General features: G+C 38.8%; 21 protein-coding genes and 1 riboswitch. Of the genes, 18 read left to right on the forward strand and 3 right to left on the reverse strand.

All coding sequences use genetic code 11. The annotated features are described in order from the left end of the window. Positions 1–1,064 precede the first annotated feature (1,064 nt). The 12 genes from C406_RS0104555 to C406_RS0104610 all read left to right on the forward strand — a co-directional run bounded on the left by C406_RS0104555 (position 1,065) and on the right by C406_RS0104610 (position 12,974). On the forward strand, positions 1,065–1,535 hold the full coding sequence (locus tag C406_RS0104555) for a hypothetical protein (protein ID WP_017379413.1): 471 nt from the start codon (positions 1,065–1,067) through the stop codon (positions 1,533–1,535). A gap of 102 nt (positions 1,536–1,637) precedes the next feature. Further along, entirely contained in the window at positions 1,638–2,600 is a 963-nt protein-coding gene (locus tag C406_RS0104560) for a GGDEF domain-containing protein (protein ID WP_017379414.1), read from the forward strand. Between the two features lie 19 nt (positions 2,601–2,619). After that, entirely contained in the window at positions 2,620–3,075 is a 456-nt protein-coding gene (locus C406_RS0104565; protein ID WP_017379415.1) for a hypothetical protein, read from the forward strand. A 79-nt stretch (positions 3,076–3,154) separates the two neighbouring features. After that, positions 3,155–3,332: riboswitch (cobalamin riboswitch) on the forward strand. A 184-nt stretch (positions 3,333–3,516) separates the two neighbouring features. Then, entirely contained in the window at positions 3,517–5,739 is a 2,223-nt protein-coding gene (locus C406_RS0104570; RefSeq protein WP_017379416.1) for a ribonucleoside-diphosphate reductase subunit alpha, read from the forward strand. A gap of 13 nt (positions 5,740–5,752) precedes the next feature. After that, positions 5,753–6,793: a ribonucleotide-diphosphate reductase subunit beta gene (locus C406_RS0104575; protein ID WP_017379417.1), complete on the forward strand. Its 1,041-nt coding sequence runs from the start codon at positions 5,753–5,755 to the stop codon at positions 6,791–6,793. A gap of 457 nt (positions 6,794–7,250) precedes the next feature. Further along, positions 7,251–7,604 carry a VOC family protein gene (locus C406_RS19285; protein ID WP_237740509.1) on the forward strand — a complete coding sequence of 118 codons (354 nt, stop codon included), beginning with the start codon at positions 7,251–7,253 and terminating at the stop codon, positions 7,602–7,604. 322 nt (positions 7,605–7,926) lie between these two features. After that, entirely contained in the window at positions 7,927–8,049 is a 123-nt protein-coding gene (locus C406_RS21230) for a hypothetical protein (RefSeq protein ID WP_272942991.1), read from the forward strand. A gap of 405 nt (positions 8,050–8,454) precedes the next feature. Continuing rightward, positions 8,455–9,120: a GntR family transcriptional regulator gene (locus tag C406_RS0104590; protein ID WP_192812578.1), complete on the forward strand. Its 666-nt coding sequence runs from the start codon at positions 8,455–8,457 to the stop codon at positions 9,118–9,120. 98 nt (positions 9,121–9,218) lie between these two features. Then, entirely contained in the window at positions 9,219–9,947 is a 729-nt protein-coding gene (locus C406_RS0104595) for a (Fe-S)-binding protein (protein WP_017379422.1), read from the forward strand. Between the two features lie 2 nt (positions 9,948–9,949). Next, a complete protein-coding gene (locus tag C406_RS0104600; protein ID WP_017379423.1) occupies positions 9,950–11,356 on the forward strand; it encodes a LutB/LldF family L-lactate oxidation iron-sulfur protein in 1,407 nt (468 codons plus the stop codon). After that, positions 11,329–12,060, forward strand: coding sequence for a LutC/YkgG family protein (locus C406_RS0104605; protein WP_051005486.1), 732 nt, complete (start codon positions 11,329–11,331; stop codon positions 12,058–12,060). Before C406_RS0104600 ends, C406_RS0104605 begins: the two co-directional genes overlap by 28 nt. Positions 12,061–12,131: 71 nt before the next feature. Next, positions 12,132–12,974 (forward strand): pirin family protein, encoded by an 843-nt coding sequence (locus C406_RS0104610; RefSeq protein WP_017379425.1) that lies wholly within the window; start codon positions 12,132–12,134, stop codon positions 12,972–12,974. A 668-nt stretch (positions 12,975–13,642) separates the two neighbouring features. Here C406_RS0104610 and C406_RS0104615 read toward each other — a convergent pair. Continuing rightward, on the reverse strand, positions 13,643–14,443 hold the full coding sequence (locus tag C406_RS0104615; protein WP_017379426.1) for a TIGR00266 family protein: 801 nt from the start codon (positions 14,441–14,443) through the stop codon (positions 13,643–13,645). 184 nt (positions 14,444–14,627) lie between these two features. Here C406_RS0104615 and C406_RS0104620 point away from each other — a divergent pair, with 184 nt between their 5' ends. The 5 genes from C406_RS0104620 (at position 14,628) to abc-f (ending at position 20,770) form a co-directional block, all read left to right on the forward strand. Continuing rightward, on the forward strand, positions 14,628–16,106 hold the full coding sequence (locus C406_RS0104620) for an aldehyde dehydrogenase family protein (RefSeq protein ID WP_017379427.1): 1,479 nt from the start codon (positions 14,628–14,630) through the stop codon (positions 16,104–16,106). Between the two features lie 76 nt (positions 16,107–16,182). Then, entirely contained in the window at positions 16,183–17,331 is a 1,149-nt protein-coding gene (locus C406_RS0104625) for a saccharopine dehydrogenase family protein (protein WP_017379428.1), read from the forward strand. Positions 17,332–17,370: 39 nt separating this feature from the next. Then, positions 17,371–18,570 (forward strand): acyl-CoA dehydrogenase family protein, encoded by a 1,200-nt coding sequence (locus C406_RS0104630; RefSeq protein ID WP_017379429.1) that lies wholly within the window; start codon positions 17,371–17,373, stop codon positions 18,568–18,570. Between the two features lie 45 nt (positions 18,571–18,615). Next, positions 18,616–18,753 (forward strand): RAxF-45 family protein, encoded by a 138-nt coding sequence (locus C406_RS20655; RefSeq protein WP_017379430.1) that lies wholly within the window; start codon positions 18,616–18,618, stop codon positions 18,751–18,753. Positions 18,754–18,853: 100 nt separating this feature from the next. Then, positions 18,854–20,770, forward strand: a complete 1,917-nt coding sequence (gene abc-f, locus C406_RS0104640; protein ID WP_017379431.1) for a ribosomal protection-like ABC-F family protein — start codon at positions 18,854–18,856, stop codon at positions 20,768–20,770. 729 nt (positions 20,771–21,499) lie between these two features. On the opposite strand, the gene C406_RS0104645 is transcribed toward abc-f, so the two are convergent. Beyond that, positions 21,500–22,804, reverse strand: coding sequence for a short-chain fatty acid transporter (locus C406_RS0104645; RefSeq protein ID WP_017379432.1), 1,305 nt, complete (start codon positions 22,802–22,804; stop codon positions 21,500–21,502). 175 nt (positions 22,805–22,979) lie between these two features. Here C406_RS0104645 and C406_RS0104650 point away from each other — a divergent pair, with 175 nt between their 5' ends. Next, a complete protein-coding gene (locus tag C406_RS0104650; RefSeq protein ID WP_017379433.1) occupies positions 22,980–25,151 on the forward strand; it encodes a beta-propeller domain-containing protein in 2,172 nt (723 codons plus the stop codon). A 154-nt stretch (positions 25,152–25,305) separates the two neighbouring features. Here the strand turns inward: C406_RS0104650 and C406_RS20470 are convergent, their stop codons facing one another. Next, positions 25,306–25,449: a hypothetical protein gene (locus C406_RS20470; RefSeq protein WP_017379434.1), complete on the reverse strand. Its 144-nt coding sequence runs from the start codon at positions 25,447–25,449 to the stop codon at positions 25,306–25,308. Between the last annotated feature and the right edge of the window lie 171 nt (positions 25,450–25,620).

Below are 25,620 nucleotides of genomic sequence, written 5' to 3' on the forward strand. Positions count from 1 at the left end.
TGGTTTGCATGATGAACACTGAAATTCTGGTATTTTGAGCAAGTATTTCTCTTTTTAGAAATAGTGTAGAAGAAGTATTCCTGCTAGCTTTGTATCGCTCAAGAGTTCAAATAAGTGTCACTAAAAATAGAATTCGTTGCAATGATGGAAAAATTCACACTAGTTGATTGAAGCGCAGGTGGCAACTTCAGCGGGGAAAGCTTGAGCTTAAGGCCACACAGGAGCACATGTTTTTGCAGTGACGAGGAGACTGAAGCCAAGCCCGCGAAAAGCGTCCACCGTAGCGGAAATAAACGGGTTTCTATGGTTACTCTTCTTAAAGGACCGGGCGTACTTTGCCCGGTTTTTCTTAAAAGATAAGAAAGTATATGAAATTGATGTGCCAAGAACCCAGTGTTCATGGTGTTTTTAGTATATGGAAACTAACATGCTAAAACGAAATTTATTTTTGATTTGACTATCGGTAATTCGATTAATTCGAATTTGTGATTTCCTTTTTTAGAAACGAAAATTTCCTCAGTGGAAGTGAATTTTATTCAGTGATCTATCTTTTTTTAGTAATAGATTGCATATAAAGAATCGTCCACTAAATTTGGGTGTGGGTATTTTCATTTTAAAAGATAGAACGCTTTTTTTATTTATTTTAAAATAGGTAAATGATTGTAGTGAAAGGCGGCGACTCCAGCGGGAAAAGCGAGTCCAGGTGAGACCCCGCAGGAAACGAAATGTGCATGTGCACAATTCGTTTGCGACGAAGCTAGCGAAGCGATGCAGGAGCACATGTTTTTCTTGCGACGAGGAGGCTCACGGACCGCCCGCGGAAAGCGTCCGCCTGTTTCTGCATCGCTTCGCTAGCTTCGAAACATGAAAGTGCGTTGTAGCGGAAATCAAAGTTGATACTGTATCGAATATCTTTTTAATTGATACTTAATCTTCTGTCCTTTCTTAGATGACGGGGCGTACTTTGCCTGGTTTTTCTTGAGTATTAATTAGTGAGAATTTATTACTAATAAATTATACTAATAATATATACATAATTAGGTAGGAGAAAAGAGGCGGGCAAAATGACGATATCAACTTTTATTTATTATTTCATTGCCTATATATTGCCTTCATCTGTATTACTATCGATGTCATTTGTCGTGATATTCCGTAATCCAAAGAGGACTGAGCATCAACTTGCTTTTATCATTATCAATTTGTATGCCATTATATTCCTAGGAGAATTTACTCGACATGCTTTACCCACTGCAGATAGTCCTTATATTCATGAATATGTGATAAAAATTTGTGGATTACTCATTGTTATGTTTAGTTTTCATTTTTTTGCAAAAGTAGCCAAAATGGAAGATATCATGTGGAAATGGTTATATCCATGGGTATTTTATTTACCATTACCATTTGTTGTATATAATATTTTAACGGTCAATCCTAGTCAGCTTATTGAAAATTATGTTAGACAGGGTCCGTGGGTTTATGGCGTATTAGATCCAACTTATTACGCGATTGTTCTTTTAAGTTGCATCATATCGTAGCCCTCATATTTCATGTTGAAAAACGGTATAAAACGAGTTCATTCAAAACAAGATATTCACCTTTTAAAGTTCCTCTCTTGGGTTGTTTTAGGAAGTATTAGCGTGATACTCGTACTAGGTCTGCCAGATTATCGTGGCATATTACCACCGTATCCTTATTTATATATCGGAGTTTTATTTGCAGTGTTAATCACCTATAGCATGTTGAAATATAATTTCCTATCTGATGAAAATGATCAATATGCCACTCTGTTTAATTTGAATTCATCAGCTACTCTTATTTTTAATGACATGTGGAAATTAGAAAAGGCGAATCAAGCTGCATTATTACGTTTTCCTGATAACACAAAAGAATTTTTTGCGTTATTTCACGCGTCCACAAACGATGAACAATTAGTCAATATTAAAAATCAATTAGAGCAAGGAAAATCAGTTCATTCCATTGTGTATCATATGAAAACTGATAATCTTAGTGCTTATTTTAAACTAGATGGGAAAAGGTTTATTAAAAACAGGTCGATTTCCTACTATTTAATTTGTCGAGATGTGACAGAGAAACAATTAGCAGATGATCGCCTTAAATATTTGGCTTATCACGATACTTTAACAGGTGTAGCAAATCGCGCATCATTTGTTCAATTAACTGAGAAATATATTGCTGATAATCCAACTCATACTGCTTACTTTGGACTATTGGATTTAGATTATTTTAAAGAGATAAATGATATTCATGGTCACATTATTGGAGATGAAGTACTCATTCATACAGCAAAAATTGTGCGTGAATTAGTTGCTGAAAGTGGACATGTTGGTCGGCTTGGTGGAGACGAGTTTGTCTTTGCTGTTTCGGATAACAAACGATTTACAAATGCACAACAATTAATGGATAGTGTACATCATGCGTTTAGAAATCAACCGTTCATTTTTAGAAATGTTTTTATCGAAGTAAAATTGAGTATAGGGTGTAGCGAATATCCATTAGAAGGGACTACTTATGACGAGCTTTATACATTGGCTGACCAGCGTATGTATTTAGAGAAAAGAACGCGCGCAAAGAGCATGTAGAATAGGAGTGGTTAAAAGTATGACAAAGGAAGAAAACGGTCTTCACCGAAAATGGGCAGTCCAACTGTTTAACGAAACATGGGATTTGATTGAGAAAAAAGAGCGCACTAGTGATGAAGATTCACAAATGCTTGAAAAGGCATATGCTTCACTTTATCATTGGCGTCAAATAGGTAAGAAACTCAATTTGGCAAGAGGCTATTGGCAAGTGTCGAGAGTTCATGCCATCCTTAGTCAAGGGGAAGCAGCCTACTTTTATGGGATTGCCGGTTTTGAATTATGTGAAGCGGAAGACTTTGGGGATTTTGATTTAGCTTTTGCGTATGAATCACTTGCCCGTGCAGAGAAGTGCAGAGGAAACTTTGAGTCCATGAGTACGTGGTTTGAACGAGGTCAAATAGCAGCTGAAAACATAGTAAAAGAAGATGATAAAAAATATTTTTTAAGCGAATTAGCGAGTGTGAATAAGGGCTAAGTGAATTCACTAACAATTCATCTATTGAATCATAAAACACAATATGTTAGATTAATATTTATACAAAACACCATATATAGTATGTAAACGAGAAAATGGTACCAGCAATGGTATAATAGGGAATTCGGTAAATGCCGAAGCTGTCCCCGCAACTGTAAGTGTGAACGACTATACAATGACCACTGTGTAATTGCACGGGAAGGCGTATAGAAGGATGATACACGAGCCAGGAGACCTGCCATTTTTTCGAATAAGCAACACTTTCTTCGGGGGTTGAGGAGTGGAAGCGAGCTATCAGTAGCGAGCGATATTCCATTTCCTCGTTAACCACTTTAACTCCTTTCCATTCTATCAATCATGAGCGATAGCTCAGCCGAAGAGGCTGTGCCGTCGCTTTTTTGCGTTACTGAAATTGTGGAAATTGAAAGGGGCTAATACATAATGCAAAAGGTATTAACACAAAAAGAGAGTATGATTGATCAATTATTGACAGTTTTTAAAGAAGTTCAGTTAGCACCATTAGTGCGAGCGTATGACAAGTGGTTGAAGAGAAATCCGCAAGCTACTGACGCGCAAGTGGCACAAGCTATGGTTTTAGAGGCACTTAGTCATTTGGACGAGGAAGAACCTTATTGGACCTTTGTAGCAGCACGTATATATTTAGCGCAAGTTTATAGCGAACTCGCTGTTACTCGAAACTGTACAAACGATGAAGTATACGAGGATTTTTACAAACATCTCAGCCGCTTATCTGACAAAGGGTTATATGACGTTCGCCTTCTTCAGGCTTATACGAAAAAAGAAATCATTGAGTTAAGTGAAATTCTTGAACCGGAGCGGGATACACTTTTTACCTATATCGGATTAAAAACGTTAATGGACCGCTACGTAGCAAAAGATTACGATAAAACTCCAGCCGAGCTTCCTCAAGAGCGCTGGCTTATTATTGCTATGACATTAATGCAAAATGAATCAATAAATCGCTTAGAAAAAGTTAAAGAATCTTACTGGGCGATGAGCAACTTATATATGACGGTTGCAACGCCAACTCTGTCCAATGCAGGAAAGCCTCATGGTCAGTTATCAAGCTGCTTTATTGATACGGTCGACGATAGTTTGCAAGGTATATATGACTCCAATACAGACGTTGCTACATTATCGAAATATGGTGGTGGTATTGGCATTTACATGGGCAAAGTACGAAGCCGTGGTTCATCGATTCGAGGATTTAAAGGCGCATCAAGCGGTGTCATGCCGTGGATTAAACAATTGAACAATACAGCAGTTAGCGTAGATCAACTTGGACAAAGACAAGGTGCAATTGCAGTTTACTTAGATGTGTGGCATAAGGACATCATGCCATTCTTGGATTTGAAGTTAAATAACGGCGATGAGCGAATGCGTGCCCACGATATTTTCACAGGTGTTAGCCTACCAGATATTTTTATGGAGAAAGTTCAAGACAGGGAAGAATGGACATTATTCGATCCTCATGAAGTGCGTACTGTGATGGGCTATTCTCTTGAAGATTCCTATGATGAAACGAAAGGCAAAGGCTCTTTCCGTGATAACTATCAAGCATGTGTAGCAGACGAGCGATTAACTAGAGAAGTAGTTCCTGCAATTGATATCATGAAACGTATTATGAGAAGCCAACTCGAAACTGGTGTGCCGTATATGTTTTATCGTGATGAAGTGAATCGCAAGAATACGAATAAGCATGAAGGCATGATTTATAGCAGTAACTTATGTACAGAAATTTTCCAAAACATGAGTGCGACGACATTTGAATCGATAACGATAGAAGACGATATCATAGTGACCCGTCGTAAGCCTGGCGATTTTGTCGTGTGTAATTTATCTTCAATCAACTTAGGAAAAGCAGTTCCAGCTGGCGTATTAAATCGACTGATAGAAGTTCAGGTTCGCATGCTCGACAATGTCATTGATTTGAATATGATTCCAGTGCCTCAAGCTGAGCGCACGAACGCGAGATACCGTGGAATTGGTCTTGGTACATTTGGTTGGCATCACTTATTAGCATTAAAGGCAATACGCTGGGAATCTGATGAAGCCGTAGAGTTTGCAGATGAATTGTATGAAGAAATTGCTTATTTAACAATTAAAGCATCAATGAATTTATCAAGGGAAAAAGGACCGTATCCATTATTTAAAGGATCTGATTTTGATAATGGTGAATACTTTGCATCTCGGGGATACTTGTCAAAAAAATGGCGTGAACTTCGCTTTGATGTATCCATGAACGGTATGCGAAATGGTTATTTAATGGCCGTCGCCCCAAACTCTTCCACATCGATTTTAGCAGGAAGCACGGCAAGTATTGATCCCATTTTCCAAAAGAGCTACTCAGAAGAAAAGAAAGACTATAAAATCCCAGTAACTGTGCCGGATTTAAATCAAGATACCACTTGGTATTACAAATCAGCGTATTTCATCGATCAACACTGGACGTTAAAACAAAATGCTGCTCGTCAACGACATATCGACCAAGGGATATCATTGAATTTATATGTTCAAAACACAATCAAAGCAAAAGAACTGCTTGATTTACATTTAGATGCGTGGGCAAGTGGCTTGAAAACAACCTATTATGTACGTTCAACATCGATTGAATTGATAGAATGTGAGTCCTGTTCAAGCTAAGGAGGAAATGTGTATGACGACAATTGAAAAGCGAAAGCTCATGGATAAAAATGCACCGAATCGTTCGACTGGAATAGTAAATGGTAACTCTTCTAATATTTTAAATTGGGATGATGTTCGGTTTAGTTGGGCATATCCAAAATATAAACGAATGCTTGGAAACTTTTGGACCCCATTTGAAATAAATATGGGGTCAGATGTAAAACAGTTCGGGTCTTTAAATAATGCGGAACGAGAAGCGTTCTTGAAAATTATTGGCATACTGGCTTTGCTCGATAGTATTCAAACTGACTTTGCAGGAAAAGTGGCTGATTATTTAACTGATTCTAGTTTGAATGCATTAATGATTATTTTGGCACAACAAGAAGTTATTCATAATCATTCGTATTCCTATGTACTTTCAAGTTTAGTGTCAAAACAAGAGCAAGACCGTGTGTTTGATTACTGGCGAACTGAAGCGGTACTGGAGAAACGAAACGATTTTGTCATGAAAGGGTATGAAGCTTTTTCCGATGAGCCGAATGTGGATTCGTTATTAACGGCGATTGTTTATGATGTCATCTTGGAAGGACTATTTTTCTATTCTGGATTCGCTTTTTTCTACAATCTAGCACGTCAACAAAAGATGGTCGGTACGAGCACGATGATTAACTATATTAATCGTGATGAACAAATTCACGTTGATTTATTTGTGAAAATATATCAAGAGTTATTACGGGAGTACCCTGAATACGTTACTCCCGAACGAGCGCTTGAAGTTGAAAATATCTTCAAAGAAGCAGCTGCACACGAGATCGAATGGGCACGTGAAGTCATTGGCGACAAGATTGAAGGCCTAGATGTTGAGGACGTAGAGGAATACATCTACTTTTACGCTAATGTTCGCTGCGCTCAACTTGGCTATGAACGTCCATTCCCAGGCTATCGCAAAAATCCTTTAAAATGGATTAAAGCATATGAAGAAGTAGATCTAGGTAAAACAGATTTCTTCGAACAAAAGTCGCGTCAATACGTAAAAGTTAATGTGCAAGACAATGGGTTTGATGATTTATAACAATAGGTATAGTTGGGATCATGTTTGTTCATAAAGGCAAGTTAGGTAAGTAGGCTGGCGACTGACACACATTCGCCGCAAAATTGTCTAAAAATAGAAGAATTGTGATGTGACAACTTCACATCACAATTCTTCTTTTTCTTTAGGTTATGATGCAGCATGTGTGACGTCAAAGCGAACCGGAAACCCCACAAAATACATAGCTTTGCCACTTTTTTATAGGGTTTTCTTACTTTAATGAACCAGAGAGAGTTCCATCCCAGATACTAGCTACAATGTGAGGGACAATTGTGGCTCTGCATAAATTTAAATCTTCTTCAAAATAAAAGGCATTTTATAGATAAGTGGAGAACCTTAATAAGGAAAGAACATGACAAGTAAAGGGGATGGAATCGAATGAAACCAGTCACACCATATTTATCGTTTTACGGGAATGGAAAAGATGCTGCGATATTTTATGAAACAAATTTTTGGGTTGGAGAACACAGGAATTATGAAATATAGTGACGGAGATTTTCCTCATCCACCAGAAGCTGCTGATTTCAGCATGCATTGTCATTTAACTGATGGAAACTTCAGTATCATGCTTGCCGATTCAGCAACTCCCGGCGAATCGGGTACAACAAATGTAGCATTGATGGTTGAATGTGAAAGCGAAGAAGAAGTGAATCGTTTGTACAATGCGTTACTAGAAGACGGTAAGGCTATCATGGAATTACAAGATACCTTCTGGGGAGCTAAATACGCTAAAGTACTAGATAAGTTTGGCTATACATGGGATTTGAACTTTGAAAGAGGGCAAGGTGAATAATAGCTTTTGAAAATAGGGCTGCCGTGGCAGTCCTTTCTCATAGTGTCTTTAGTATATGGAGACTAACATGCTAAAACGGAATTTCTTTAATGTGACTCTAGATAATTCGAAGTCGTGATTACCTTTTTTAGAAACACAAGTATCCTCTCAGTGAAAGTGAAATTTCGTTCAGTGATCTATTATTGTCTAGTAATCTTTGAATTGCACATAAAATTGTCCTATCTAAACTATAGGAGCGAATACTTTCATTTTACAAGATAGGACGATTTTTTTATTTATTTTTAAAACTATATGGTTATCACTGTTATTTTTAAACAGGGGAATGATTGTAGTGATAGTGAAAGGCGGCGAGAAAACATGTGCTCCTGCGGTTACTCGTCGCAAAGATATTGGACGAATTACAGTTCGTCCAATATCTTTCCAGCGGGAAAAGCGAGTCTGGTGAGACCCCGCAGGAAACGAATTGTGCATTTGCACAATTCGTTTGCGACGAAGCTAGCGAAGCGATGCAGGAGCACCGGTTTTTCAAGCGACGAGGAGGCTCACGGAACGCCCGCGGAAAGCGTCCGCCTGTAACGGAAATCACTATATATAGGTGGAAGGCTGTCTTATTCTTCAGGTAATAGTGAAGCAGGTGTGTCATCCAAAGGGAACCGGAAATTCAAAAACATTACATAGTGCAAATCAAAACGCTCTTTCACCAACAGAAATAAAAAGATAGTTAATAAGTCGGTATTGACTATTTATTATGAATAGTGTAACTTTTAACAAACTAGTAATTTAATAGAGACGGTAATACTTGGTAAATGAATTATAAATAGTAGGTCATTAAAAACAATTATTTTGCTAGGTGGTGTGTAAAATCGAACAAGTTATTAAAACAGAGCCCCTTCATATGCAAGCTTATACCATTATTAAGTCTTTGCTATTGGAAGGAGAATTTCACCCAGGGGAGCGCTTAGTCGAAGTGAAGTTAGCTGAGAGATTAGGAGTTAGTAGAGGACCGATTCGTGAAGCATTTCGTATGCTCATGCAAGATGGACTTATTGTTCAAAATGGAGGTCCTATCCAAGTTTATCAACCTACACGAAAAGACCTGGAAGAAGTTTTTCAATGTCGTGAGAGTCTCGAGGTATTAGCAACTCAACTAGCTGTCAAAAAGATGTCTACGAAACAACTAGATGAATTAGTGATAATCATTGAGAAAACAAAAGAAGCTGATCAACAGAAATCATTTACAGAACTGGGTAAGTTAGATCAAGCATTTCATGATTTAATAATAGAGGGGTCTGAAAATCAACAGTTAATTCAATTGATGAGCGTAATAAAGACCAAGGTTATCTATATAAGAAACACGATGATCCGTAATTACTATCCTAATATTCATGACATTATCGGGCAACATGAACAGATTTACCAAGCTTTAATTGAAAGAAATGAACAAAAAGCGGAACTGGAAATGCGGTCACATATTAAAAATAGTTTAGAAGCTATTCTTAAAATGAATGCTAGGTAACACGAGGCTCTTTTTTTTGATAACTCTCTGTTAACTGTTAATTGTTAACAGAGAACAGGATTCCATCTTAAAATCTTAGTAGACAAAGGAGAATGACGATGAAAGTTGCTCTATTTATTACGTGTTTAGCAGATGCATTTTACCCTAAAGTAGGGATGAGTGTGGTCAATGTGTTGCAGAAACTTGGAGTGGAAGTAGAATTTCCTAAAGAACAAACTTGCTGCGGTCAACCTGCTTATAATAGTGGTTTCCATAAGGACGCAATGAAAGCAGCGAAGCAAGTAATTCTTGCTTTTGAAAATAGTGAGACAGTTGTAACACCTTCTGGCTCCTGTGCGGCTATGATTCATCATTACTATCCTGTGTTATTTGAAAGTGATCCTGTATGGCGTGATAAGGCTCAGAATCTTGCAGATAAAACTCATGAATTTTCAGATTTTTTAGTGAATGTTCTGAAAGTCGAGGATCTCAATGCCAAACTTGAATCAACTGCAACATATCATCATTCGTGTCATATGATTAGGGGTTTAGAAATAGAAGAGGAACCAATCGCATTGTTAAGTCAGGTAGAGGGACTTACGGTAAAGGAATTACCATATTGTAAGGATTGTTGTGGATTTGGAGGTACTTTTGCTGCCAAAATGAGCGACATTTCTGAGAGAATGGTTGATGAGAAAATTAAAAACATTACTTCTACAGGAGCAAGCGTATTGATTGGCTCTGATTTAGGATGTCTCATGAACATTGGTGGAAGAATGAGAAGAACAGGTAAAGAAATAGAAATTATGCATGTCGCAGAGGTGTTAGAAAAAGGGGGTAAGATTTAAAGATGACTTTAAATACCATTGATTTTAACCACAGAGTTGACAAAGCATTAGCGGATCCAATTTTAAAGAAAGCGATTCCCTTTGCACAAGATAAATTGCGTAATGGTAGGAATACAGCGGCCGATCAGATAGGAAATATTGAAGAATGGCGAGAACTGGCTGCTGATATTCGAAAACATACTATCGATAACTTAGATAGTTATCTTGAGGAGTTAGTTACAAACGTTCGAAAAAATGGAGGATTTGTCCACTTCGCAGAGAAGGACAGCGATGCAGTTGAAATCATCAAAAAAATTGCCAAGGATAAAGAAGCGAAAACAATCATCAAATCTAAATCGATGGTGACTGAAGAAATTCACTTAAACAAACATCTTGAAGCGGAAGGTTTGAAAGTAGTTGAATCTGATTTAGGGGAGTATATCATTCAATTAGCGGATGAGACGCCATCACATCTGATTGCCCCTGCAATCCATAAGACAAGACAACAAGTGTCAGAGCTCTTCTCTGAAGTGGCGGGTCGAAAGATTTCAGATGAAACAACAGATTTGTGTCTCTTTGCTAGAGAAACACTTCGCGAAGAGTTTTTACAGGCAGATATCGGGATATCAGGTTGTAATTTTGCTGTTGCGGAATCTGGTTCTGTCGTACTCGTCAGCAATGAAGGAAATGCTCGACTCACGACAAGCCTTCCGAAAGTTCATATTGCAGTCATGGGTTTAGAAAGAATTGTTCCTACTTGGAATGAATTAGATATCATGGTTTCCATGCTCACAAGGAGTGCAACTGGGCAAAAAATCAGTGTGTACGTGACCGGAATTAATTCACCACGGCAGAGTGAGGATTTAGATGGTCCTGAAGAGTTTCATCTTGTTATTTTAGATAATGGTCGTTCACAACTTTTGGGAACAGCCTATCAGGAAGCATTGAATTGTATTCGATGTGGAGCCTGTTTAAATGTTTGTCCTGTTTACAGACATGTTGGAGGACACGCTTACGGCGGTGTCTATAGTGGACCAATTGGTGCTGTATTAATGCCGTTACTCGAAGGTTATGACGATTGGAAGGAACTACCTCATGCTTCTAGCTTATGTGGCGCTTGTACAGAGGTGTGTCCTGTGAAAATCCCATTACACGACCTACTGATTGAACATCGCAAAGACGAAGTAGAACAAGGTTATGCTCCGCTGTCGGAAAAAATGGCTTTTAAAGGATTTGGTTATGTGAATAGTCATCCTGCTCTCTATGATAAGACTGTAAAGTTAGCGAATACAGGGCTTGGGGTGCTCGCTAAAGACGGATATATTACAAAAGGACCTGGTATGTTGGGCGGATGGACGGATATTCGAGATCTTCCTCGACCGGCGAAGCAATCGTTTCGTGAATGGTGGGAAAAGGAAGGAAAGGAGTGAGGGACTTGACTGTAAATCAATCAAATCAAGAGGAATTTCTATCGAATATTGCGACGAGATTAGGTCGTGAAAGAAGAACGGGTGTTAAACCGCCAGTTTGGAATAACAAGCCCTATTTACATTTATATGAAGGGAAAACAAATGAAGAATTAATTGAACAATTCATAGATAATCTGCAACTTCTAAATACCAATGTAGACCGTATTACACGACAAGAGTTAGATATTACTTTATCAAGGGTGTTAAAGGATTTTGAAGTTAAATCAGCTATTTCTTGGGATGATCCTTTTTTACATGAATTAGGCCTTACATCATTATTATCTACAAATGGTGTTGAGAATTCAATTTGGGATAATTCTTTGAATGAAGATGAGCGAATGCAACTCTCTGCAAAGGTTGATTTAGGAATCACTTGTGCCGATCTCGGTTTAGCTGAAACAGGCACCGTGGTCCTAATGAACGGAGGTGGAAGGGGACGTATGGTAAGTTTGCTACCGCCATTTTACTTATGTATAATGCCGGAAAGTCGAATTGTACCTCGCCTTACCCAAGCGATGGAACTTATACATTCTAAAGTACCTAATGGTCTTCCTTCATGTATAAATTTCATTACAGGACCTAGTCGTACAGCCGATATTGAAATGGACTTAGCCTTAGGTGTACATGGACCTGGAAAAGTGCACGTCATCCTGTTAAGAGAGTAGTTAAGGGAAATGCAACTGTCTCATTAGACTAGTTCTATGAATCGACATTAGCAAAGCGGGAGGAGTTTCAAATGAACAACGAAACTGTCATGTCCAGAGGAATCCAAAATGTGAGGGACGTCGTATATCAAGAAAACTCGCCGACGCATAAAGCAGGGTTGGTCATTAAACCGGGTAACTGGGAAGAAGAGGATCCGTTTCTATTGATGGCAGAAGATTTTTTCCAGCGAGGAACATTTGGCATGCACCCACATCGAGGCATTGAAACCGTCACGTATATCATTGATGGAAAGCTTGAACATCGTGATAATAAAACTGGTGGAGGGGAACTAAATCCAGGAGATGTCCAATGGATGACTGCGGGTAAAGGAATTATTCATACAGAGGACCCAGCTGAAGGGCAAACTGTTCACTCCCTGCAATTGTGGGTCAATCTTCCAAGTGACAAAAAAATGACGGAACCTCGTTATCAAAATATGCTTGCGAAAAATATGCCCTTACGTCAAGAAGAGGGTGCAACGATTCGAGTCTTTTCAGGCTCTTCAAAAGGCGTTGCTGCTGACACGAAAAACCATGTTCCCGTAACGATGCTTGAGATGGTTGTAGAACCCGGTAAGACCGTCACGCAGGATCTTCCTGGTAGTTATAATGGCTTCCTTTATATCGTCGAAGGAAAAGGAACGTTTGGTAGTGGAAACACAGAAGGCAAGAAAGGACAGGTTCTATGGCTGGAAAGAGCAACAGGCTTTGAAAAGTCTGAAGTAATGATCCATGCCACAGATAAAATGCGTGTCCTATTATACGCTGGTCAGCCGATTGAAGAAAAAGTCGTAGCTCGAGGACCTTTTGTTATGAATTCGGAAGAAGAAATTGTCCAGGCCTATAAAGATTACAGAGACGGTAAATTTGAATGAATAAGTAAGAATGATATCTAACGAAAAACCCTCTTCGAAAAATTTCGAGGAGGGTTTTTCGTTAGAAATAAAAGTGAAGAACGTTTTCAGTTAAGGTGTTTTAGCTTCAGTTTAGATATTGTCGATGGACTGACAAAGTTGGTGAATTAGAAAAAATTGTTTAGACGATATCAAGTACTGTTTTCAGTCGTAGATTTGTTTCTAGTTCTAATTTGAACATCAATAGCCCAGGGAATGTATGCATTACTATCGCTTTATAATGTTCCATAATTTTACTATTGTAACGTCAATCCCGATTTTTACAACGTCATCTTCCAAAATTACAACGTGCCAGCCAATAATTACAACTGAGCTATTGCTCAATACCAGTGTTGTTGATAAAAGGCACGCTACAGTGTCGCAAAACTCTTCTTTGTAAATTCGCATGATTGCAAACACTTAAATACTGCAAAAGCTGCCGAAATTACATCTTCGGCAGCTTTTTGCAGTAAGTGTCCAATCACTAGTAAATAAAATGCAGAAAAAGAGACAAGTATAAAGTGACTAGTCATTTCGCTCTTGTCTCTAATTTTTTATGGTATAGTGCAGTGGTTTTGGTTCCAAAGCTACTAGGCAAACTTTGGCGATACAGTATTGAAATAGATCAAACACTGCGTTATTCTCTTTTACTATTTCCCACCAATAATATCAAACAATCCTCCAGCTAAACTTCCTTCACCTTTAGAGCCACCACCTGGTGTTTGCGGTGCTGCTGCGAACACGCGGCTGGCTAAACGGCTAAATGGTAAGGACTGAACCCAAACTGTTCCAGGACCACGGAGCGTGGCAAAAAATAGTCCCTCTCCACCGAATAGTGCAGTTTTAACGCCTTTCACCATTTCAATGTTGTAATCGATATCTTGTGTCATCGCAACTAAGCATCCAGTATCAACTCGTAATACTTCACCCGGTTGCAGCTGTTTTTTGTGAATTGTGCCTCCAGCATGCAAGAAGGCAAGTCCATCGCCTTCGAGTTTTTGCATGATGAATCCTTCACCACCAAAGAATCCTGTTCCTAGCTTACGTTGGAAATCAATGCCTACTGACACACCTTTAGCGGCAGCGAGAAACGCATCTTTTTGACAAATGATTTTACCACCCATTTCACTTAAATCCATTGCGATGATTTTACCTGGATATGGTGAAGCGAAATACACATGTTTTTTCCCAGAGCCAGTATTAGTGAAAGTGGTCATGAATAAACTTTCTCCTGTAAGCATACGTTTACCGGCACCCATTAATTTCCCCATTAAGCCACTACCTGCAGAACCTTGTGAGCCGTCTCCGAATATAGTTTCCATGGCGATTCCGTCTTCCATCATCATTAAACTACCAGCTTCTGCAATAACAGTTTCTCTTGGATCAAGTTCGACTTCCACAAACTGCATATCGTCCCCATGTAATTTGTAATCAATTTCGTGGTTGTTCATTCGTCTCATTCCTCCAAAAATTTATTCTACTAATTCATACGCTACTCACAACAAAAAGTTTCATAGTTATTCAATATATATAAGAATATTCGGTTTTTTCCGAATTTGAAAAGGGTTAAAAACCTTTATGTCGAATAAGTAAAGTGAAGTGAAAACGTTTTCAAAACGAAAGGGGTAAGGTACTATGCAATTGAATAATTACATCGGTGGAAAGTGGCAAGACGCAGGTGAGGCAAACTATGTTCCTGTGACGAACCCGGCAAATGGAGAAGAGTTAGCGCAAGTTCGATTATCAACGACAGATGACGTGAATCTGGCTGTAGCGGCTGCAAAGGAAGCTCAAAAGAAATGGGCACTAGTTCCTGCACCGAAGCGGGCTGATTATTTATATGAAATAGGACGTATTATGAAAGAGAAGAAAGAACATCTTGCACAAGTATTGACAAAAGAAATGGGCAAAGTCATTGAAGAAGGTCGTGGAGAAGTTCAAGAAGGCATTGATATGGCATTCTATATGGCAGGAGAGGGTCGTCGCTTATTTGGTCAAACAACGCCATCGGAACTTGCAGATAAGTTTGCAATGAGTGTTAGAGCTCCAATTGGCGTAGTCGGTCTTATTACACCTTGGAATTTCCCGGTAGCCATTGCAACTTGGAAGTCTTTCCCGGCCATCGTTTCGGGCAATACGTTCTTATGGAAGCCTGCAACTTTAACGCCGATGATGGCGTATGAAATGGCGAAAATTTTTGAACAAGCTGAACTTCCTGCAGGAGTGGCAAACATCGTATTCGGCTCAGGGTCAACAGTTGGTACAGCGATGATCGAACATCCAGATGTGAAAGTTATTTCGTTCACAGGGTCAACACAAACAGGACGCTCAGTTGCAGAACTTGGCGGTCGTCATTTGAAGAAAGTTTCACTTGAAATGGGTGGGAAAAATGCAGTAATCGTAATGGATGATGCAGATATGGGATTGGCAGTAGAAGGAATTCTTTGGAGTGCTTTTGGAACAGCGGGACAACGATGTACTGCTTGTAGCCGTGTCATCGTGCATAAAGATGTCAAAGAAGAACTCGAAACACGACTGCTAGAAGCCATGGAACATTTGACGATTGGCGATGGCATGGATGAATCTGTGAAAATTGGACCTGTTATTAACAAACAAGCGTTAGAGAAAATCCAAAGCTATGTTCAGATTGGGAAAGATGATGGTGCCACTTTACTTGCAGGTGGTGAAATTCTATCTGAAGGTGAATTATCACAAGGAAATTATTATGCACCAACTCTTTTCACTAATGTTGCAAGAGACAGCCGAATTGCTCAAGAAGAAATTTTTGGTCCGGTTGTATCACTCATCGAAGTTTCAAGTTTAGATGAAGCAATAGAAGTAAATAACAGCGTAGCATTTGGTTTATCAAGCAGTATTTACTCACGTGATGTTAATACAGTATTTAAAGCTCAGCGCGATTTAGATACCGGTATTGTTTACATTAATGCTGGCACAACAGGTGCTGAAATTCATTTGCCATTCGGCGGAACAAAAGGAACGGGCAATGGACACCGTGATTCTGGTGTTGCTGCACTTGATGTATATACAGAATGGAAGAGTATTTATGTTGATTTTAGTGGCAAGCTGCAACGAGCTCAAATTGATAACTTATAAATAATCTTTTTTGTATAAACGAATAGACACATCACATATAGATTCATACTTACGTTTTGCAAAGGGGGATGTAAAAATGAAAGTTGTTGTTTTAGGTGCAGGTTTAATGGGAAAAGAAGCAGCTCGTGATTTAGTGAATAGCACAAATGTTGAAAAGGTCTTTTTAGCAGATCTACAAGTGGAGCAAGTGCAAGCATTTAAAAATAAAATTAAATCAGACAAAATAGAAGCAGTCCGTTTAGATGCAAATAATGATGCACAGTTAAAAGAAGTCATGAGCAAGGGTGACGTCGTCATTAACGCCTTATTTTATTCTTTCAATGAAAAAGTGGCACGCATAGCCGTAGAAATTGGAGTCCACACAGTAGACTTAGGTGGACACATTGGTGGAGCAACAAACGCGGTTCTTAACTTAGCTGAACAAGCCAATAAAAAGGGTGTCACAATCATTCCAGATCTAGGAGTAGCTCCAGGAATGATCAATATTTTAACTGGATACGGTGCCAGTAAATTAGATGAAGTAAAATCAATTAAACTTTACGTAGGTGGGATTCCAGTTGAGCCCGAGGGTCCCTTAAAGTACAATATCGTATTTTCTCTCGAAGGTGTACTGGATCATTACACGGACGTATCAAATGTAGTGCGAAATGGTATATTACTTGAAATTCCTTCATTAACTGAAATTGAAGCCATTCATTTTGATGACTTTGGAGAGCTCGAAGCTTTCCATACAGCAGGAGGAACATCAACGTTAACGAAAACGTTCTCAACTGTAGAAACACTTGAATATAAAACGATACGTTATGCAGGGCATGCAGAGAAATTTAAAGTGCTTGTCGACCTGGGCTTAACAAATAAAGAAACAAAAGTTGATATAGATGGCAAAATTATCAGCACACGTGACGTGTTAAAGGCTGCTTTAACGCCTGATTTATTACTTGGTGATAAACAAGATGCCGTATTGTTGCGTGTGATTGTATCTGGTGTTAAAAATGGAAAACCGCTTACCTATGAATACGAAATGGTTACCACGAAAGACATGTCTGATCAAGTGACCGCTATGGCCAGAGCGACAGCTAATACGATTTCAGTCGTAGCTCAAATGATTGGAAACGGAGAAATTACCAAACGTGGAGTCTATGCTCCTGAACAAATTGTACCTGGCGAAGCATATATCGAAGGAATGAAAAAACGCGGTGTGCAAATAAAAGAAACCATTCATTAATCAACTTCGGTTGGTAACGAATAACGGGAGGGACTCAACGTGAACTTCGATTTTTCGGAAGAACAACAACTACTTCGTAAAACCGTTCGTCAATATGTGGATGACGAAATAATTCCGCATATTGTAAAGTGGGATGCGACAGGTGGATTTGATCCCAAAGTGTGGGAGAGATTAGCAGACTTAGGATTTATGGGAGTATGCATTCCTGAAGCTTACGGTGGCAGTGGGATGGACTATAATGCACTGGCCATTATTTGTGAAGAGTTAGAACGTGGAGATACTGCTTTTCGTACAGCAGTTTCCGTGCATATTGGATTAAATTCCATGACCTTAATGCAGTGGGGTTCAGAGGAACAAAAGCAAAAGTATTTAGTACCGCAAGCAAAAGGTGAGAAAATCGGAGCTTTCGGTTTAACGGAACCTGGCGCAGGATCAGACGTAGCAGCAATGACTACAACAGCGACTCGTGACGGAAATGAATACATTTTAAAAGGACAAAAGACGTGGATTTCACTATGTGATAAAGCAGATAATTTTATTGTCTTTGCCTATACTGACAAATCGAAGAAACACAATGGCATTAGTGCATTTATGGTAGAACGCACAATGAAGGGCTTTAGTTCGAAAGCAATTAAAGGGAAATATGGAATTCGTGCCGGGAACACGGGGGAAATTTTCTTCGATGACATCCGTCTACCTGCTGCAAACCTTTTGGGGAAAGAAGGCGAAGGCTTTAAAATTGCCATGTCTGCCTTAGATAACGGACGATTTACCGTAGCGGCAGGGGCGGCAGGATTAATTATGGCGTGTATCGAAACAAGCGTTAAATATTGTAATGAACGCGAAACGTTTGGCAAACCAATCGGTAAACATCAGTTAGTTCAACAAATGGTAGCGAAAATGGAAGCGGGTCTACAAATGAGCCGTCTTCTCGTGTACCGCGTAGGTGAGTTGAAAAATAAAGGCGTACGCAATACGCGCGAGACATCTTTAGCTAAATGGCAGGCTTGTGATTTTGCCAATCAAGCAGCAGATGACGCCGTACAAATTCACGGAGCATATGGCTATTCAGACGATTACCCAGTTGCGAGGTTCTTACGTAACTCAAAAGCACCAGTCATATACGAAGGAACGCGTGAAATTCATACGATTATGCAAGCCGAATATGTACTCGGTTATCGTGAAGACAAAAAACTATCGAATATGCTACCAAAATGGCCATTTGAAATTGATCAATAAATGTGATAGAATATTCTAAAATTGATGAACGGAGGTGAGGAAAGAATGAAAAACGCTGTTGTGACTGCACATGGATTTATATTGGAATTTTTATCCGTTTCATGTGCAATTACTCATGAAATTGTTGACTACGGGACGGGTTTGTCCATTTTACACAATTACATGAACATCACAGCTGATTAGACATTCTTTCTGAACCTTATGTATTCGGGAAAAGACTGCTCTCTTCGAGCAGTCTTTTTTTCGTGCTTCCAGCTGTGTTATATGAAAGGAAGCGAAAAAAATGATCTGTACCATACAAGAAATTAGTAAAATGCTCGGAGGAAATTTAATATTTGAAGAGTTATCGTTAGCTATTAAAACGGGTGATAGATTAGGAATTGTTGGCCGAAATGGCTCGGGTAAAACGACATTATTTACTCTATTGGCAGGAATAGAAACACCAGATCTAGGTAGCATTCATTTTAAGAAAGGCACAAAGATTGGCTATTTAGCTCAAATCCCTAATTATTTAAAAGAAGTCACAGGTCATGATGTATTGCTTATGGCTTTTGAAGAGCTAGTCGAGCTTCAGCAAAAAATGAATGTACTAGAGAAGAAAATGGCACAAGCAAAACCCGAGGAACTAGAAAGGCTTTTGAAACAATATGGTGATATTCAAGAAGATTTTACGCTTCGAAATGGTTATTCAATGGACACCGAACTTGATAAGGTAGTCCAAGGGTTACAGTTAACATCGTTTGTAAACCGTTCGTTCACCAGTTTAAGTGGAGGAGAACAAACGAAAATCATGCTCGGTAAATTATTGTTAACGAAACCAGATTTATTGTTACTCGATGAACCAACGAACCACTTGGACTTATTTGCAGTTGAATGGCTCGAGCAGTATTTGGTTGACTATGTAGGAACAGTCGTCATCATTTCGCATGACCGGTACTTCTTAGACCAAGTAGTAACGAAAGTAGCGGATCTTGAAGAAGGTGAATTAATTCTTTATCAAGGCAATTATTCATCCTTTGCCATACAAAAAGAAGAGCGTATTATGCGTGAGTTTCAGGAATTTGAAGAGCAACAAAAAAAGATTAAGAAAATGAAAGAAGCCATTAAACGTTTGCGTCAATGGGCAAATGAAGCAGTCCCGCCAAACCCAGGTTTGCATAGACGTGCTCGCAATATGGAACGCGCTTTAGATCGTATGGAAAAAGTTCGAAAGCCATTGATTGACCCGAAAAAAATGACGTTACTGTTTGACGCTGCACCACGAAGCGGGAAAGAAGTAGTCGTTATGGAAAGTGTGTCAAAAGCCTTTGGTGACAATGTATTGTTACGTGATGCAAATTTTAATGTCTATTGGAAAGACCGCATCGCAGTAGTCGGCCGCAACGGGACAGGAAAGTCGACGATTTTGAATCTGTTACGAGGTGAGATAGCGGTTGATTCAGGTGTAGCTAGGTTAGGAAGTAATGTACGACTCGGTTTCTTATCGCAGCATTTTGAAATTTCGAATCCAAAAGCACGTTTAATTGATGTTTTCCGTGATGAAGTGTCCATGTTTGAAGGGGATGCACGTCATGTGTTGGCACGTTTCATGTTTTACGGACCTGATGTTTTTAAACGAGTAGGTGACTTAAGCGGTGGCGAGCGCATGCGATTGAGATTAGCACAGCTCATGTATCAAGATGTCAATTTGTTAATGCTAGATGAACCAACAAACCATTTGGACATTGATTCACGTGAAGTTCTTGAAGAAGCATTGGAAGATTTTCAAGGCACGATTTTAGCCGTATCTCATGACCGCTATTTTTTAAATAAATTATTCCCCCGTACAGCTTGGCTCGATCATGGTGATTTGACCACTTTTGAAGGACCTTACGAATGGGCACGACGTAAGTGGGATGAATTGCAAGCACGTCGCCAAGTGGAAGAAGAAAGTGACATAAGTCGATTGAGCGAAATGAATCATAAAAATGAAGTGTTCAATGTGAAATTGAAAGAAACAACTAAAACTTCATCTACGAAGAAAATTGTGTCGCGTCCAATTGTAGAAGAAATAACGGAACTTGAAACGGCAATTGCAATACTTACTGAGCACATCGAAAACGAAGAAGATTGGGAAGTGTATGAACAATTACTCGTTCAAAAAGTGGAGCAAGAATCTGTTCTTGAAGGATTACTTGAAAAATGGCTCGAAAGTTCATAATAAGTAGAGGGAGTTGTCCCTTAGTCATAAAATATGACTAAGGGCAGCTTCTTTTTTATTTAGTGACGGTTAATTTCCATTTCAGACGGACGATTATGCTATTCCCGCTGCAAATGTAGTGGACGAATAAACGTGGGCGGGGGCACATGCTTTCTCGCCGTCTTCCATTCCAATCAACCATCAGTTCATCATGTGTAAAACAACAATTATTTCTGTTTACAATGTTCGAATGTAGGTGCAGATAAAAGACTCATTTTTCTCCACTTATTTTAGGGACTTATTAGAAAGCACCTTTTCTTGTAAACAAAAATTCATGTCGAATATTAAAGTATTTCCTGGGAAATGATTGTCGAATCAACTCTTCAACTAGAAAAATAGAAAGAAAGTCATTTTTCTTACCATGAGATATGTCGTACCGGATGCTCCATATATACAAAAATAATTCAAAAAAGGTTTTCCAAATGGTCCATCAGAGGTTTTCACGAAAGAGGAGACTCCAGAACCGACAGCAGAAAGCGTCCGCCTGTTTCTGTTTCTGCATCGCTACTCTAGCTTCGAAACATGGAAGTACGTTGCATAACTACGCTAGCTTCGAAACAATAAGGGGCAAAGGAAATAGACAGAGTAGTCTAACAGAACGATTTTTAACATGAAAAGAGGGCTACCCTCAAAAGTCATTTACACTAACTTTTGGGACAGCCCCTAATGGACGGAATAAATGAATTTATTTTAGAAGAAATATAATCCAAAGCTAATTACAATACCACTTAAAATGAGAACAAATAGACAGTAACCCATAATATCTTTCGCTTTTAACCCAGCGATTGCTAGAGCTGGAAGTGCCCAGAATGGCTGAATCATATTAGTCCATGCGTCACCCCATGCAATTGCCATTGCAGTTTTGGAATAGCTGACACCTAATGTTTGAGCTGCGTCTAACATAATAGGTGCTTGCACAGCCCATTGTCCTCCACCTGAAGGAACGAAGAAGTTGACGATGCCTGCAGCATAGAATGCAAACAACGGGAAAGTATTTTCATTTGATATGCTAACGAAAGCCTCAGACATAAGGCCAGCTAAACCAGAAGTCACCATCATCCCCATAATCCCCGCATAGAATGGAAACTGTATGATAATCCCGCCGGCTGTTTTCACTGCATTTGTCACAGCAGCCAAGAAACGTTTTGGTGTGCCGTGAAAAATGATACCAAGAATTACGAAAATTAAATTGACGATATTTAAATTCAAATCAAAGCCTTTTGTAGCAAAGTGATACCCTAAGTAAACTAATCCTAGAGCACCAATTAAGATTGATAGCACGTAGCTATTTTCCATTTTTGCAGCAGGTGTTAAGTCACCTATTTCATCTACTACTGTTGGCTCTACTAATAAAGCCGGATCAACGATGAATGTATCTTCTTTTTTCGGCATCATCCAGCGATTTAATAAAGGAACTGTAATAATTAACAGGGCAACAATTAGTAAATTATATGTAGAGAAAATCGTTTCGCTTGTTGTGATTATTCCTATTTGTTCAGCAAATGGGTGACCTTCTGTCGCTATGGACAAAGGAATAGAGCCGCCTAAACCACCGTGCCAAACAATAAATCCTGAATAGGCACTTGCAATTAATAAACGATAATCAACGCCAGGTAATTGACGTGCAATCTCTTTTGCAAATAATGCCCCAATGACTAAGCCAAAGCCCCAATTAATCCAACAAGCGATTAAGGAAACAAAGGTCACGAGCAATATCGCAGAACCCGGTGACTTTGCTCCACGAGCCATGGTACTAAGTAATTTCTTAAAGACAGGACTACTGGCTAATACATGACCAGCAACTAGGACAATTACCATTTGCATAGTGAAAGCAAGTAACCCCCAGAAGCCATCACCCCAATAAACTACCATATCTAGTGGACTTGAATCTGTTAAACCAACTCCTACAAGTAAAGTTAAAATAGCTACGAATATGTATGGGTCCGGCAAGTACCGTTCCATGAGTGTGTTGGAAAAGCGTGTAAGAGTTTTCAATATTCTACCCCTTTCGATTTTTCGTTCAAAGTCTACTCTATCCTATGTTTTATATATAAGATATACGATTTGATGAACTATTCTAAATGAATAAATAATTATTGAATTAGTGAAACCATATTATTTGCTAACGGTCTAATGCAATAACGAGACATTAAGAAGGGGAGATACCATTATGAAAAAGCGAAGTATATGGGTAATCATTGCAGCAGTAGTGGCTATTAGCGTATTATCATTTGCGTTTTTTATTGATAAAGTGACGGTAAGTGCTTCATCAATAGCATTAACGGAACAAGGATGGAAGGCGAATTTCTCCGTACCACTAAAAGAATCTGCCATTGAAGATGGAGATATATATTTACTTGATCAACAAGACAATGATGTGGATGCTGATTTAAAAATTTTGCAAAACGGTCTCTCTGTTGAAGTGTCAAACTTGAAAACGGGTTCATATACGTTGCATGTAAATCGCAATGCTATAAAAGGTGGATTCTTTAAGTCCATGTCGACCAGCAAACTATCCTTTACGGTACACAAAGATTTACAATCAGTGAAATCTGAAAAAGAATTGAAAGAATACTTTTTAAAACTACAAAAAATGATGGCTCAAAATTATGCAGGTGGGGAAATGAATGCGACAGAAGAAAGTGACTCGTCTTCAATGGATTCAAGTAAATCATCAGCACCTGGTACTGGAAGAGAAGGTGATTATTCAGAGACTAACAACCAAGTTGAAGGTGTAGATGAAGCCGATCTCGTAAAAACTGATGGTGAATTTATATATGCCATTGTCAATGGTCGCGTCATTATAACTGATATCCGAAAACCTTCCTCAATGGCAAAAATTGCAGAACTTCCACAAGATAAGTCGTTTTATCCAATGCAATTGTTTTTGAATAAAGATACATTAATTGTTCTCGGTGAAAAATATATACCCTATGATTACTCAGGGAAAATAGGCGCAGCAGATAGCAAAATGATGATGCCATTTAATAGCGCCACAAATGTTCGGTTTTACGATGTGAAAGATACGAAAAATCCGAAACTAGTTCGAGAAATCGGCGCAGAAGGGTATTTAAATGGCGCTCGTTTAACAGACAACATATTATACTTTGTGACGAATGTAGCACCTAATTATTGGATGCTAGCAGATGGTGGAGATGTAGAACTTCGACCTCACACATTTGATAGTAAAAAAGATGATGAAGCTTTACCCATGTCATTCTCTGACTTATCGATCTTGCCTGGAACTATAGAAGGAACATACAGCGTGATTACAGCGATGGACCTTAACAATCCAAAAGATTCGAAAGTAGTAACAAAAGGCTACTTAGGTTCTAGTAATGCGCTGTATATGTCAAAAGAAGCATTGTATTTAACAGCACCAATGTATATGCCAGCGACAAAAAGTAACCGAGCTTCTATAGGTTTTTGGAATCCTCAAGCAACAAACACAGAAATTTATAAATTTACACTTACTGGTACAGATGTTGACTTTGTTTCATCTGGCGAAGTGACAGGCATGCTACTAAATCAGTTTTCTATGGATGAGCATGATGGGTACTTCCGTGTAGTGACAACTAAAGGCTTTGCATGGGATGATCAATCACCATCTGAAAATAACTTATTTATTTTAGATGCTGGAATGAATCAAGTCGGAGCAATTGAAGGCTTAGCAAAAGGAGAGCGTATTTACTCTGCACGCTTTATGGGAGATAAAGCTTATATGGTGACGTTTAAAGAAACAGATCCACTATTTGTCATGGATGTTTCAAATCCTTTGGAACCAAAAGTGTTAGGAGAATTGAAGATTCCAGGATTCAGTAATTACTTGCATCCATTAGATGAAAATCATTTAATCGGCTTTGGATATGATACCAAATCGATTCCAGGTGAAAACGGGAGCCAACCAAGAATTATCACAGGTGGTATGAAGATTTCATTGTTTGATGTCACCGACTATGCTAACCCAAAAGAAAAAGATGTGGAAATCCTTGGAGGGCAAGGTACGTATAGCTCAATCCAATACGATCACAAAGCATTGTTCCAACATCGTGAAAATGGATACTATGGTTTCCCTGTGACCTTATATGAAGGATCTAATAAAGATGGATACGGTGAGTACGCAGGAGAGGGTGGAATTGTTTATAAAATTACAGCTGAAGAAGGAATTAAACAAGTTGCAAATATGATTACAAAAAGAAACCCTAGTCAACCTTATGAGGATTGGGAAAATATAGTTCAACGTATGCTATATGCAGGAGACACTCTTTATACTATTTCAATGAAAGAAATCAAGAGTTATGATATAAATACGTTTAAAGAAATCGGAGTTGTCACATATTAAAAAGAAGGCAGACCACTTAGCGAATCGCCTAGTGGCCTGCTTTTTTGGCAAAGTACGGATATTAGTAGAGCATGCACCAATTTTGGCGTAGCTGTTGCAAACTAAGAAACGTGCTAGCTTTGGAGTGAATTGAAGTCTACTAATATGACTATTTTTAGAGTTTTAACTTACGAGAATTAGGAGATAATTGGTTTGTTGCTCCAATAACACCGAAAGTTGCTCCAATAAGATAAATTGTTGCCCCAATCAAAGCAATTGTTGCCCCAATAAGAAGAAAAGTTGACCCAATTAAAGCCATAGTGTCCTCAAAAAGATGAAAAAGTGATCGGATCAAAGCAAATTGTCCAGACAAAGATGAAAAGTTGCCTCAATCAAAGCGGAAGAAGCCCTAATAAGACAAATAATCGATCAAATCAAGTTGAAATTATGGAAAGTAAGAGGCACACTTTTCCTTTGGTTTGTCATTTCT

It is taken from the genome of Paenisporosarcina sp. TG-14, assembly GCF_000297555.1.
GTDB classification, from domain to species: domain Bacteria; phylum Bacillota; class Bacilli; order Bacillales_A; family Planococcaceae; genus Paenisporosarcina; species Paenisporosarcina antarctica.

Coding starts and splice junctions, on each gene's coding strand:
- C406_RS20470 (WP_017379434.1), bottom strand. CDS start 25,449: ATGGCTTTAATTGGGTCAACTTTTCTTCTTATTGGGGCAACAATTGCT.
- C406_RS0104595 (WP_017379422.1), top strand. CDS start 9,219: ATGAAAGTTGCTCTATTTATTACGTGTTTAGCAGATGCATTTTACCCT.
- C406_RS0104605 (WP_051005486.1), top strand. CDS start 11,329: ATGGTGGGAAAAGGAAGGAAAGGAGTGAGGGACTTGACTGTAAATCAA.
- abc-f (WP_017379431.1), top strand. CDS start 18,854: ATGATCTGTACCATACAAGAAATTAGTAAAATGCTCGGAGGAAATTTA.
- C406_RS21230 (WP_272942991.1), top strand. CDS start 7,927: ATGATTGTAGTGATAGTGAAAGGCGGCGAGAAAACATGTGCTCCTGCG.
- C406_RS0104575 (WP_017379417.1), top strand. CDS start 5,753: ATGACGACAATTGAAAAGCGAAAGCTCATGGATAAAAATGCACCGAAT.
- C406_RS0104570 (WP_017379416.1), top strand. CDS start 3,517: ATGCAAAAGGTATTAACACAAAAAGAGAGTATGATTGATCAATTATTG.
- C406_RS0104615 (WP_017379426.1), bottom strand. CDS start 14,443: ATGAACAACCACGAAATTGATTACAAATTACATGGGGACGATATGCAG.
- C406_RS0104600 (WP_017379423.1), top strand. CDS start 9,950: ATGACTTTAAATACCATTGATTTTAACCACAGAGTTGACAAAGCATTA.
- C406_RS0104610 (WP_017379425.1), top strand. CDS start 12,132: ATGAACAACGAAACTGTCATGTCCAGAGGAATCCAAAATGTGAGGGAC.
- C406_RS0104555 (WP_017379413.1), top strand. CDS start 1,065: ATGACGATATCAACTTTTATTTATTATTTCATTGCCTATATATTGCCT.
- C406_RS20655 (WP_017379430.1), top strand. CDS start 18,616: ATGAAAAACGCTGTTGTGACTGCACATGGATTTATATTGGAATTTTTA.
- C406_RS19285 (WP_237740509.1), top strand. CDS start 7,251: ATGAAACAAATTTTTGGGTTGGAGAACACAGGAATTATGAAATATAGT.
- C406_RS0104650 (WP_017379433.1), top strand. CDS start 22,980: ATGAAAAAGCGAAGTATATGGGTAATCATTGCAGCAGTAGTGGCTATT.
- C406_RS0104625 (WP_017379428.1), top strand. CDS start 16,183: ATGAAAGTTGTTGTTTTAGGTGCAGGTTTAATGGGAAAAGAAGCAGCT.
- C406_RS0104565 (WP_017379415.1), top strand. CDS start 2,620: ATGACAAAGGAAGAAAACGGTCTTCACCGAAAATGGGCAGTCCAACTG.
- C406_RS0104620 (WP_017379427.1), top strand. CDS start 14,628: ATGCAATTGAATAATTACATCGGTGGAAAGTGGCAAGACGCAGGTGAG.